Here is a 12,555-nt window from a genome sequence, read left to right on the forward strand (position 1 = left end):
GTTTCCACACGCGGCGTCCTTTGGGGCAAAACGGGTTATAGCAAGGGAGAGCGGCAATGGAAATGGCACATAATGAGGTGCAAATGGGGGTGCGGCGGTTTGGTCGGGTCAATTGGCTTGGCCTTTACACACTGGCGATGCGCGAAGTGCGCCGCTTTGCCACCGTCTGGACCCAAACGCTTTTGGCGCCTTTGGTCACGGCTGCGCTGTTCTTGACGATTTTCTCCCTCGCCATCGGCCCGTCGCGCGGGGACGTCATGGGGGTGCCCTTCGTGCATTTCCTTGCGCCGGGCATCTTGACCATGACCGTGATCCAAAACGCCTTTGCCAACACCTCTTCCTCGATTGTGATCTCAAAGGTTCAGGGCAACATTGTCGACACCTTGATGCCGCCGCTCTCGCCGATTGAATTGGTCCTGGGCTATCTGGCCGGGGGATTGGCGCGGGGGCTGTTCGTCGCCGTGGCAATCTGGTTGGGCATGGCGCTTGTTGTCGGGCTTGGTCTGGCACATCCGTTTTTTGCGCTCGCCTTTATCGCGTTGGGGGCGCTGTTTTTGGGGGCTTTGGGCATTTTGGCCGGGGTCGTGTCGCAGAAATTCGACCAAATGGCCGCGATCACCAATTTCATCATCACGCCGCTCTCCTTCCTCTCCGGCACCTTCTATTCGGTCGAAAGCCTGCCGCAGTGGTTCCGCGTCATCACCCATCTCAATCCGGTGTTTTACCTGATTGACGGGGTGCGTTTTGGCATCATTGGCCGTTCGGACAGCTCGCCATGGCTTGGCATTGTGGTGATGGGCGTCGTGACGGCGGCACTGATTTTCACCTGTTGGGTCTTGTTCAAACGCGGCACCAAGTTGAAATCCTAAGCGCCAAATTTTGGCCTAATTCACCATTTATATACCATGGCATTATCTTGTTTAGGTGTGCCATGGTCCGTTTCCTTTCTGCCGTTATTCTGTTCCTGCTCGTCCCGCTTGCGGCCTTTGCCGCCGACAGCCTGCCCAGCGAATTGGACAGCGCCGATCGCCGTGCCGAATTGATTGGCTGGGAGGGCGTTGGGCGGCTGGATGTGGCGCGGCATTTGACCTGTTCGGGCGCGTTGATTGCGCCGGATCTGGTTTTGACGGCGGCGCATTGTGTGGTGGATGGCAAAAACCGCCCCTATGCGGCAGATCAAATCACCTTTCGCGCCGGGCTGCGTAATGGCGACTATGTTGCCGCCTCGCGCGGGATCGCCGTGGCCGTGACGCCCGGCTATGACATCACCGATAGCGTGACGGCGGGCAATATTCGCCGCGATGTGGCGCTGATCAAACTGGCCTCGCCGATTGCCCGCGCCCAAGCTGCGCCCTTTCCCATTCACCGAACCTCGAAACCCCGTGGAGAACTTATGGTCGCCTCTTACGGGCGGGGTCGCAATGACGCGCTTTCGATTCAGCGCGAATGCCATGTGATTGATTTTTCGCAAGATATTTACAGTTTCGATTGTGACATCACCTTTGGCTCCTCTGGCGCGCCGGTCTTTGCCTATGACGGGGTGCGGCCCGCGATTGTCTCTGTCGTCTCCTCCGTGGGGTTGCGCGACGGGCGCAAGGTGGGGTTTGGCATGGCGTTGAGTGACCGGGTTGCGGCGCTCAAACGCCAAATTGCCTTGGGCGCGGCGCAAGTTGCGGCCAAACCCGTGGTGGCTAAACGCATTTCTGTGGGCAGTGGCGGCACGCAAAGCTTGGGCAATTCCAAATTCCTGCCCGCGAAATAAACCTGCCACATGAGAATTGCTTTGACTTGGCGGGCGATTTGCCGGAAAACCCGGCGCATGAACACCGTGACCACATATATCTCCACGCCCCGACGTCGACGCTAACGCCTCTCTGACGTCCGTTCATCCGTGCCCAATCCGGCACATTTTCGCGCCAAACTGGCGCATCTGCCTCATAAATCACTCCGAAACCGTTGACAGCCCCAAGGCATAGCGCCACCCATGGGGCCTGTTCATTCAAAAGGGTAAACCCCATGATCTCTTCCGTTTTGCCGACCTATAACCGGGCTCCGCTGTCTTTCGTCAAAGGCGAAGGCTCTTGGCTGATTGAGGCGGATGGACGACGCTTTTTGGACTTGGGCGCGGGGATCGCGGTCAACACGCTGGGCCATGCCAACCCGGACCTAGCGCAGACCCTCAAGGATCAGGCCGATACGCTCTGGCATGTTTCCAACCTCTATAAAATCCCGGCGCAGGAAAAGCTGGCGGATATGCTGGTCGATCTGACCTTTGCCGACACCTGTTTCTTTACCAACTCGGGCACCGAGGCCGCCGAACTGGCGATCAAAATGGCGCGCAAATATTGGTACACCAAGGGCCAGCCGGATAAGATCGAGATCATCACCTTTGACGGCTGTTTCCATGGCCGCTCGACCGGGGCCATCGCCGCCTCGGGCGCCGAGAAAATGGTCAAGGGCTTTGGTCCCTTGATGCCGGGGTTTGTCCATCTGCCCTTTGGCGATCACGATGCGCTGATGGCGGCTGTCTCTGACAAAACCGCGGCGATCATGATCGAACCGATTCAGGGCGAGGGTGGTATTCGCGTCGTGCCCGATCAATGCCTCAAAGGCCTGCGCGATCTGTGCGATGAAAAAGGCATCCTGTTGATTTTTGACGAGGTCCAATGCGGTGTGGCCCGGACCGGTAAATTGTTCGCCCATGAATACGCCGCCGTGACGCCGGACATCATGATGATTGCCAAAGGCATCGGCGGGGGCTTCCCTCTGGGCGCGGTTTTGGCCACGGAAGAGGCTGCGTCGGGCATGACGGCGGGCACCCATGGCTCGACCTATGGCGGCAACCCTTTGGGCTGTGCCATTGGGGCCAAAGTGCTTGAAATCGTGTCCGATCCGGCGTTTTTGGCCGAGGTGAACCGCAAGGCGAGCCTGATGCGTCAAAAGCTCGAAGGTCTTGTCGCCGCCCACCCGGACGTTTTTGAAAGCGTGCGCGGGCAGGGGCTTATGCTGGGCCTCAAATGCAAAGTCGCGCCGGGTGATCTGGTTGCGAAGGGCTATGAGGCGGGCATTTTGACTGTACCCGCCGCCGACAATGTGGTGCGGCTGTTGCCCGCGCTGAACATTTCCGACGATGACATTTCCGACGCCGTGGCGCGGATTGATGCCGCCGCCAAGGCGCTCTGAGATAAGAAAAGATAGTAAAATGAACCACTTTCTAGATATTCACACCACGAGTGCCGACGATCTTCATCAGATCATCGCAAGCGCGAAAGCCACCAAACAGGCGCGTTTGGGCCAACCCAAAGGCGCGCTGGATGCCGAGCTGCCACTCAAAGACAAAATGGTCGCGCTGATTTTTGAAAAGCCTTCGACCCGGACCCGCGTGTCTTTTGACGTGGGTGTGCGCCAAATGGGCGGCCAGACCATGGTGCTTTCGGGCGCGGATATGCAACTGGGTCATGGCGAAACCATCGCCGACACCGCTCGCGTCTTGTCGCGCTATGTTGACATGATCATGATCCGCACCTTTGAGGAACAGACCCTGTTGGAGATGGCCGAATACGCCACCGTCCCGGTGATCAACGGCCTGACCAACCGCACCCATCCCTGTCAGATCATGGCCGATATCCTCACATTTGAGGAACATAACGGTCCGATCAAAGGCAAAAAGGTGGTGTGGTGTGGCGATGGCAACAATGTGTGCGCCTCGTTCATTCATGCCGCCGGTCAGTTTGGGTTTGATTTCACCTTCGCCGGGCCAGAGCCGCTTGATCCCGAAATGGGCTTTATCGAAGAGGCGCGCGCCAAAGGGTCAAAGATCGAGATCGTGCGCGACGCGGAAGAGGCGGTCAAAGGTGCCGATCTTGTGGTCACCGACACCTGGGTGTCGATGCATGATCCGCAATCGGCGCGGGAGCGTCGGCACAATCAACTGCGCCCTTACCGGGTTGATCGCAAGCTGATGTCACATGCCAACCCCGACGCGCTGTTCATGCACTGCCTGCCCGCGCACCGCGGTGATGAGGTGACCAACAATGTGATGGACGGGCCGCAATCGGTGATTTTCGACGAGGCGGAAAACCGGCTTCACGCGCAAAAGGCGATCATGCGCTGGTGTGTCGGGGTTTAACCGAGGTCAGGCTTTGCAAAAGAAAACGCGCCCGAGGACTCTCTGGGCGCGTTTTGTGTTGGCTGCGGTCTGGTCCGGCTCAGTTTGTGAAATGCGACAGGACAAAAAACACCGCCGCAGAAAGGGCCGCCGAGGCCGGGACGGTGATGATCCAAGCCGCGACAATGGTCATGAAATGGCTGCGACGTACCAGTTTGCGCCGCCTCCGCTCTTCATCTGCCACGCGCACCGCCTCTTTGACCACAGTCTCGCGCAGACGTTTATCATGATACCATTCACGGAAAAATCCAACGCCAAACACCGCGCCCACGGCGATATGGGTGGAGGATACGGGCAGGCCCAGCCAACTTGCGACAATCACCGTGATCGCGGCAGAGAGTGCGACGCAAAAGGCGCGCATCGGGTTGAGTTTGGTGATCTGTGAGCCGACCATTTTGATCAGTTTCGGCCCAAACAGCACCAGACCAAAAGAAATCCCAAGCGCGCCGATCACCATCACCCAATGCGGGATATTGACCTTGCCGGCGAATTCGCCAAAGGCGTTGGCATGCACAATCGCGGCCAGCGGACCGACCGCATTGGCCACATCATTGGCGCCATGGGCAAAGGACAAAAGGGCTGCCGAGATTACCAAGGGCAGGGCAAACAGCGCCTTCAATGATTTGTTTCGGTTTTCAAGCCCCTCGGATTGACGGCGCACCAAAGGCGCGGAAATCACATAGGACAACCCGCCAACCGCCGCACCAATCAGGAGCGCGGTTGTCAGGTCAATGCTGATCAGTTTCTTAAGCCCTTTAATCGCCAGATAGGTCGCAAACGCGCCCATCATGATGCCGATCAGAACCGGAACCCAACGGCGCGCCGCTGCGATTTTGTCGTCCTGGTACATGATCTGGGCTTTGATGAACCACAAGAATCCGGCGGCAATCACCCCGCCCAACAGTGGCGAAATCACCCAAGACGCGGCGATCAATCCCATTGAGGCCCAGTTGACGGAGGCAAAGCCCGCCGCCGTGATGCCCGCGCCCATGACACCGCCGACAACGGCATGGGTGGTGGAGACCGGCGCGCCGATCCATGTCGCCAAATTGACCCAAAGGGCCGAGGACAACAGCGCCGCGAGCATGGCCCAGATGAACACCTGGGTGTTTGCCATGGCGGATGGGTCGATGATCCCCTTTGAGATCGTCGAGACCACATCGCCACCCGCCAACAACGCCCCCGCACTTTCACACAGCGCCGCAATCACAATCGCGCCGCCCATGGTCAATGCATTCGCACCCACCGCAGGGCCCATATTGTTGGCCACGTCATTGGCACCAATATTGATCGCCATATAGGCGCCCAAAGCCGCCGCAGCGATCACCAGGGCCGACCCCGGTTGCCCGCCAAACACCACAGCCGCACCAAGCCCGGCTACGATGATAAAGGCCAGCGCCACACCCAAGCCCACCATCGGTCGCCCGATGTACAGCGTCGCATGTTCAAGCTGGCTGATGCGGTTGAGGTCTTTGTCCAGTGTGGTCCACTGTTTGCCGTCTTGGTCACTCATGTTGATCCCTCATGGCTTTCCCTCCCCCTGAGGGTCGTCATAAAACTGTTACAAGCGGCGCAGCGCTACCGCGCCCGCCACCGTATTTCAAGGGTTTCATGACAAAGTGAAGCATGCAAACCGGGACCTGTGGCCACCGACCGGACTTGGCCTTGGGGTGCAAGCCTGCGCAGGGGTGCCTTAAAACGCGCGCAGCAGGTCCTGCAGCTCAGGTTCGTCCACCAGCATGGCCGCCTGTTCGGGCGACATCCAACTGCGTTTGCGTTCACGGCATTCGGGGAATTTATCCGCCAAACGCGCCACTTCGATCGGGTAGACCGAGGCCTCGATCGGGGCAGGGATACCGTTGGAGAGGCGTTTGACATAGTGGTAGAGACCAAGCGGCTGACGCTTGATCTTGCCGGGTTTGACCCCGGCCTCTTCCCAAGCCTCCTGCGCCGCCGTGCCCGCGCCGTCCAACCCCTCGATCGGCCAACCTTTGGGGATGATCCAACGACCAGTGTCGCGCGAGGTGATCAAAAGCACCTCTTTGCCTTTCTTACCCTTACGCCAACACAAAGCCGCCGCCTGAACCCGGTCAGGGCGGCGCAAAAGGGGGTCCAAGACCCCCGTTAGAGCGGATTTGAAAAGCATAACCATCGGTGAGAAACGTGCCTGTGTTTTTGTTTGTTGTATATACATAGAGCAAGGCGCAGAGGATTTCAAGTTTTCTTGGAAAATGTCTTGTTCCTGAATGATAGCGCTATATCTGAAAGGGGAGCTGGGCGGCCTGAGGTTCTGAAAACCCCGCGCATCTGTGCCCTTGCCACATTCTCGAACGTCAAAAGGACCTTATCATGTCACACGCGCGTATCGGCCTCGTTGGCCTTGGCGTCATGGGCGCAAACCTGTCGCTCAACATTGCCGATCACGGCTTTCCCATCGCTGTTTACAATCGTACTGGCGCGGTCACAGATGCGTTTGTGGCCTCTGCAGGCGATTTGGCCGAGCGGCTTGTGCCGGCGCAGACCTATGAGGACTTCGTGGCCTCGCTGTCCAAGCCGCGTGCGATCATCATCATGGTCAAGGCGGGCGGGCCAGTGGATGCGGTGATCGCAGACCTGGGGCCGCTGCTGGATGAGGGCGATATGATTATTGATGCGGGCAACGCCAATTTTCACGACACTCGCCGTCGCGAGGCGGCGCTGCGAGAAAAGGGTTTGAACTTTATCGGCATGGGCGTGTCGGGCGGCGAAGAGGGCGCGCGTCATGGGCCATCGATCATGGTTGGCGGCAACAAAGCCTCCTATGAGGTCATCCGCGACATCATCGAAGCGATTTCCGCCAAACATGATGGTCAGCCCTGTGCGGCGCATTTTGGCCCGGATGGGGCCGGGCATTTCGTCAAAACCGTCCACAACGGGATTGAATATGCCGATATGCAAATGATTGCCGAGGTCTACGGGGTGTTGCGCGATGGGGCGGGGCGCACCCCATCCGAGATCGGCGCGCTGTTTGAAGCCTGGGACAAAGGCCCGCTCAAATCCTATCTGGTCGAAATCTCCGGTAAGGTGCTTCAGACCGCTGATCCCAAAACCGGCCAGCCGATGGTCGATGTGATCGTCGATACGGCGGGCCAAAAAGGCACCGGGCGTTGGACCGCGATTGAGGCAATCACCCTGGGTCAATCGCCCTCTACCATCGAGGCCGCCGTGGCCGCGCGGTCGTGGTCTTCGGAAAAAGCAACGCGCGAGGCGGGGCAGGCGCTGTTTGGCGATGATGCGGTTGAAACCATGCCGATGCCCTCTGATGCCACGCTTGAAAAAGCGCTCTTGGCGGCAAAACTCATTGCCTATGATCAAGGCTTCAAAATCCTCATTGCCGCCTCCTCGACCTATGATTGGGGCATTGATCTTGCCGCCGCTGCCGAAGTGTGGCGCGAAGGCTGTATCATCCGCTCGGCGTTGCTTGACGACATGGCGCAAGCGATCCGCGCGGGCCTGCCCCATGATCAACTGATCTTTGCGCCGACCTTTGCGGATATGATCCGCGAGGGCGCACCCGCGCTGCGCCGTGTGGTCGCCTATGCTGCGCTCAAAGGTCTGCCAATCCCGGCCTTTGCCAATGCCTTGGCTTATTTCGACACCATGCGTCAGGGCCGCGGCACCACCGATCTGGTCCAGGCACAACGCGATTTCTTTGGCGCGCACGGGTTTGAGCGGGTCGATGGCGGTGCGGGGCAGCACGGGCCATGGGCTGGAACCGTGTCCCACAGTTGAGGCAAATTTCGTGAGATAAATCTAGGCGCGCAGCGACCCGCCCGACACAACGCCCATGCGAAATCCGCCCCTCTCCATGCCACCCCTTGCATGGAGAGGGGCTTCGTGGTTTTCAGAAGCATGATCGCTTGAGCCTCCAGATTGAGGCCACGGCGGCCCACAGCAAGGCAAGTGGCACATGAGTTTCGTCGTCTTCATCAATGGGTTGGTGATGGTGTTTTTCGCCGCTCTCATGGGCGTTGTGGCGCTGCTCTTTCCTGACACCGCAAGCCTGTTTGAAGTGCCCGCCCTTTTGTTTGGCTTTCTCGGCGGAGCGCTTGCGCTGGCCACGTCGCCGGACGCCACCGGGCTGCGGCCGCTGCACACGTTTTTGATGACCTCGTCGGTCTGGATGGTGGCCGCTCTGTGTGGCGCGGGGCCGCTGTACCTGTTCGATCTGTCCTTTGTGGATGCATTTTTCGAGGCGATGTCGGGCATCACCACCACTGGCTCCACCGTCATGTCGGGTCTGGATGCCACGCCGAGGGGCATTATCTTGTGGCGCGCCATGCTTCAGGCCGTTGGCGGTGTCGGTTTTATCGTCACCGGCATCGCGCTTTTGCCGATCTTGAAAGTCGGTGGGATGCAATTGTTTCGCTCTGAAAGCTCGGAACAAGGCGGCAAAGAACTGCGCAATGCCACGATGTTTGCCTCTGCGACGCTGCAAATCTATTTCGCTTTGATTTTCCTTTGCGGCTTGCTCTATCTGATCGGCGGCATGTCACCCTTTGACGCGGTCACCCACGCGATGACCACGCTCTCAACGGGGGGCTATTCCGGCTATGATGCGTCTTTTGGCCATTTCGACAGCGCCTTCCTGCAATGGGTGTGCACCGCATTCATGCTCGCGGGCGCTTTGCCTTTTGCGTGGTATATCAGAGGGGTCCGACGCGGCGTTTGGCAGTCTGAACAGGTTTCCGCCATGTTGACGACCCTTGCGTTGACCATATCCGGCCTGTCGCTTTGGCTCATGATGGTGCGGGGTGAAACCCTGTTTGATGCGCTCCGCCTTGTCGCGTTCAATGTCGTCTCCATCGTCACCACCACTGGCTACGCCACCACGGATTATACGCTTTGGGGACCTTTTGCCGTTGCCGCCTTTTTCGTTTTGACCGCTGTGGGCGGGGCCACCGGGTCCACTGCAGGCGGGGCCAAGGCGATGCGCTGGTTGGTGGCGGGGCGGGCGTTGATTGCACAAATCCGCAAAAGCTACGCGCCGCACCGGGTCACTTTTGTCAAATACGAAGGCCGCCCTGTCGCCCCCGATGCGCTTTCTGGTGTGATTGCGTTTTTTGTGCTCTATTCCGCCACGTTTGGCGTGATGGCGATCCTGTTGAGTTTCTTCGGCCAAGACATGTCCACCGCCATTTCCGGCTCGCTGACGGCCTTGGCCAATGTCGGGCCGGGGGTGGGGGATATCATTGGCCCGGCGGGTAATTTCGCCACGCTCAACACGCCGTCGAAGCTGGTTTTGACCTTTGGCATGTATTTGGGGCGGCTCGAAATGGCCACAGTCTACGCCCTGTTCGCGCCACTGTTTTGGCGCGAACTGGTGTCGTCTCGGTAAGAGGCGCCCGACCTGAAAAGGTCACAGCGCCAAAAGCACGTTGCCGTCTTCGATCTTGATCTCGAATGTGGTGGTCTGACCAACATCTGCGCCTTGAGCCGCGCCGGTCTCAAGCGAGATCACCCAATTGTGCAAGGGGCAGGTGACGCAGCCGTCATGTACGATCCCTTGGCTCAGGGGGCCGTTCTTGTGCGGGCATTTGTCTTCGAGGGCAAAGATCTGATCGTGTGAGGTGCGAAACACCGCGATGCTCATGTCGCCGTTTTTGACACAGCGCGCGCCTTGGCGCGGAATCTCGGTGAGCGGGCCGATGCTGACCCAGGTTTTGGTCTGGACGTTCATTCCGCCGCCTCCAGTTTTCTGATGTTGATTGGGTTGAATTCATGCGCATCTTTGCCGCCAACAAATTCGGCCCATGGGTCCACTTGCGCGAAACTCTGGGCATGGGCAAAGCGTGCATTATAGGCTTTGCGCTGTTCCAGATCGTCCAGAATCACCTCGCGGATGTGGTCATAGCCCAGCCGATCCGCCCATTTGTAAATCCGTTCCAGATAAAACCCGGTTTCGCGATAATATTGCGTCAATGCGCCGACCACCTCGATCACGTCGTCTTCGGTCGGCACGGTGCCGAGTTTGGTCGTACCTTGGATGTGAAGCCCGGCGGCCCCGCCGTAGAGCACCTCATAACCGCTATCGACACAGACGATGCCGATGTCCTTACAGGTGCTTTCCGCACAGTTGCGCGGGCAACCCGACACGGCGAGTTTAAGTTTTGCCGGGGTCCATGCGCCCCAGAGATAGTGCTCAAGTTTGATGCCCAAGCCGGTGGAGTCCTGGGTGCCAAAGCGGCACCAATCGGAACCGACACAGGTTTTCACTGTGCGCAGGCCCTTGGCATAAGCGGCCCCGGAGATCATTCCTGCGGCATTGAGATCGGCCCAAACCGGGATCAAATCCTCCTTTTTGACGCCCAAAAGGTCGATCCTTTGCCCGCCTGTTACCTTCACGGTCGGAATTTCATATTTGTCCGCCACATCGGCAATCGCGCGCAGCTCGTCCGGCGTGGTGATGCCGCCAAACATCCGGGGTACGACCGAATAGGTGCCGTCCTTTTGGATGTTGGCGTGGACGCGTTCGTTGATGAACCGCGACTGTTGATCATCGACATACTCGCCCGGCCAATCGGCCACGAGGTAATAATTCAACGCCGGACGGCATTTGGCACAGCCTTCCGGCGTGGTCCATTCCAGCGCTTGCATGACGGCGGGGATGGATTTGAGGCCCTTGGCTTTGATCAAGCGGCGGACATGGCCGTGGCTGTGGGTGGTGCAGGGACACATGCCCTCGGAGGCGGGCAATTGAAACGCATCGCCCAAGGTGAGCGCCATGACATTTTCAACCAACCCGGTGCAGGTGCCGCAAGACGCCGAGGCTTTGGTATGGGCGCGCACTTCGGTCAGCGAGGTCAGACCTTTGGCTTGGATCGCGGTCACAATTGTGCCTTTGGTAATGCCGTTACAGCCGCAAATCTCCGCATCATCCGAGAGATTTGCGACCGCGGCCAAAGGGTCAGCCCCCGCGCCGCCCTGATAAGCCTGACCAAAGATCAATGTCTCGCGCATCTCGGAGATGTCTTCGCCGGATTTCAACAGCTCGTTGTACCAGCCACCATCGGCGACATCGCCATAAAGCACCGCGCCGATGATCTTATTGTCCTTGAGGATCACGCGCTTATACGTCCCGCGCATCGCATCGCGCAGCACAATGTCTTCGCGTCCGTCGCCCTCGGCAAAATCGCCAACGGAGTAGAGATCACAACCGGTGACCTTGAGTTTTGTCGGTGTTTCAGCATGGGCAAAGGCCATTTCTGAAGCGCCCGCCAAGTGATCCGCCGCCACTTTCGCCATGCGGTAAAGCGGTGCGACAAGGCCATAGACCAGGCCACCGACCTCAACACATTCGCCGACCGAATAGATGTTCGGATCAGAGGTTTTCATCGTCGCATCCGTCACAATACCGCGGTTGACCTCAAGCCCGGCCTCTTGCGCCACTTGCACATTCGGGCGGATGCCCACGGCCATGACCACGAGCGAGGCGTCGATCACCCGGCCATCGGCCAGTTCCACGCCCTCAACCCGGTCTTGGCCCAAAATCTGTTTGGTGTTGGCCTCGCACAGGACTTCGATCCCGCGGCCTTCCAATTCCTTTTGCAACAGGTAGCCAGCCGCCGTGTCGAGTTGGCGTTCCATCAACGTCGGCATCAGGTGAATGACCGTCACCTCCATGCCGCGCTGTTTTAAGCCCGCCGCCGCTTCCAGTCCCAAAAGCCCGCCGCCAATCACAACCGCGCGCCCGCCTTTGTCGGAGGCTTCGATCATCGCGCCGGTGTCGTCCAGATCGCGATAGGCCAAAACGCCCGGCAGGTCATGCCCCGGCAAAGGAATGATAAACGGGTTCGACCCGGTGGCGATCACCAACTTGTCATAGGCCACTTCGCGCCCGGTCTCAGAGACGACTTTACGCTCGTTGCGGTGAATTTCGGTGATCTTTTCGCCCTGATGGAGCGTGATCCCGTGTTCCTCATACCAGCCTTCGCCATGGATGATGATATCGGCATAGGTTTTTTCGCCCGACAGCACCGGCGACAGCATGATCCGGTCATAGTTGACGCGCGGCTCGGCGTTGAAAATCGTCACGTCATAGGCGTCTGTCACCTCAAACAGATGTTCCAACATCCGCCCAGGCGCCATCCCATTTCCAACGATCACTAGGTGTTTCTTCGACATAATGGCACTCCATCTCAGAACGCGGGTCGCATCATGCGAGCCCAGTTTCGTTTCAGTGAGAATGCAGCGCCATTGCCGCGCGTCCCGGTCTTTGGGACAAAAGGTCGGATCGCCACTCTGCGATCGCCTGTGAAACAGCTTCACGCTTTGCTTTTGGAAGCGGTCCTTGAATTAAGCAATTCAGAATCCGAAGATTGGCCAGAGTTTTGGGGCAAAATTATAGA

At 58.7% G+C, this 12,555-nt stretch carries 10 protein-coding genes; 6 read left to right on the plus strand and 4 right to left on the minus strand.

The genetic code is table 11. The features are described from left to right. The first annotated feature begins 56 nt into the window (after positions 1-56). The 4 genes from B30_RS15335 (at position 57) to argF (ending at position 4,129) form a co-directional block, all read left to right on the plus strand. Positions 57-869 (plus strand): ABC transporter permease, encoded by an 813-nt coding sequence (locus B30_RS15335; protein WP_009573037.1) that lies wholly within the window; start codon positions 57-59, stop codon positions 867-869. 62 nt (positions 870-931) lie between these two features. Next, positions 932-1,762: a trypsin-like serine peptidase gene (locus B30_RS15340; protein ID WP_009573038.1), complete on the plus strand. Its 831-nt coding sequence runs from the start codon at positions 932-934 to the stop codon at positions 1,760-1,762. A gap of 254 nt (positions 1,763-2,016) precedes the next feature. Beyond that, the gene (locus B30_RS15345; RefSeq protein WP_009573039.1) at positions 2,017-3,183 is read left to right on the plus strand and encodes an aspartate aminotransferase family protein; all 1,167 of its coding nucleotides are present in this window, start codon (positions 2,017-2,019) and stop codon (positions 3,181-3,183) included. A gap of 19 nt (positions 3,184-3,202) precedes the next feature. Continuing rightward, positions 3,203-4,129: an ornithine carbamoyltransferase gene (argF, locus tag B30_RS15350; RefSeq protein ID WP_009573040.1), complete on the plus strand. Its 927-nt coding sequence runs from the start codon at positions 3,203-3,205 to the stop codon at positions 4,127-4,129. Between the two features lie 79 nt (positions 4,130-4,208). Here argF and B30_RS15355 read toward each other — a convergent pair whose 3' ends face one another. Beyond that, on the minus strand, positions 4,209-5,681 hold the full coding sequence (locus tag B30_RS15355) for an inorganic phosphate transporter (RefSeq protein ID WP_009573041.1): 1,473 nt from the start codon (positions 5,679-5,681) through the stop codon (positions 4,209-4,211). A 180-nt stretch (positions 5,682-5,861) separates the two neighbouring features. Beyond that, positions 5,862-6,320: an NUDIX hydrolase gene (locus tag B30_RS15360; RefSeq protein WP_009573042.1), complete on the minus strand. Its 459-nt coding sequence runs from the start codon at positions 6,318-6,320 to the stop codon at positions 5,862-5,864. 197 nt (positions 6,321-6,517) lie between these two features. Here B30_RS15360 and gndA point away from each other — a divergent pair, with 197 nt between their 5' ends. Both gndA and B30_RS15370 read left to right on the plus strand, forming a co-directional pair. After that, a complete protein-coding gene (gndA, locus tag B30_RS15365; RefSeq protein ID WP_009573043.1) occupies positions 6,518-7,939 on the plus strand; it encodes an NADP-dependent phosphogluconate dehydrogenase in 1,422 nt (473 codons plus the stop codon). 178 nt (positions 7,940-8,117) lie between these two features. Next, positions 8,118-9,545 carry a TrkH family potassium uptake protein gene (locus B30_RS15370; RefSeq protein WP_009573044.1) on the plus strand — a complete coding sequence of 476 codons (1,428 nt, stop codon included), beginning with the start codon at positions 8,118-8,120 and terminating at the stop codon, positions 9,543-9,545. A gap of 21 nt (positions 9,546-9,566) precedes the next feature. Here the strand turns inward: B30_RS15370 and nirD are convergent, their stop codons facing one another. Both nirD and nirB read right to left on the minus strand, forming a co-directional pair. Next, positions 9,567-9,887 (minus strand): nitrite reductase small subunit NirD, encoded by a 321-nt coding sequence (gene nirD / locus B30_RS15375; protein ID WP_009573046.1) that lies wholly within the window; start codon positions 9,885-9,887, stop codon positions 9,567-9,569. After that, complete coding sequence (gene nirB / locus B30_RS15380) at positions 9,884-12,331, minus strand: nitrite reductase large subunit NirB (RefSeq protein ID WP_040402683.1); 2,448 nt, start codon at positions 12,329-12,331, stop codon at positions 9,884-9,886. Before nirB ends, nirD begins: the two co-directional genes overlap by 4 nt. Between the last annotated feature and the right edge of the window lie 224 nt (positions 12,332-12,555).

Origin of the sequence: Celeribacter baekdonensis B30 (assembly GCF_000299875.1) — a bacterium.
GTDB classification, from domain to species: domain Bacteria; phylum Pseudomonadota; class Alphaproteobacteria; order Rhodobacterales; family Rhodobacteraceae; genus Celeribacter; species Celeribacter baekdonensis_A.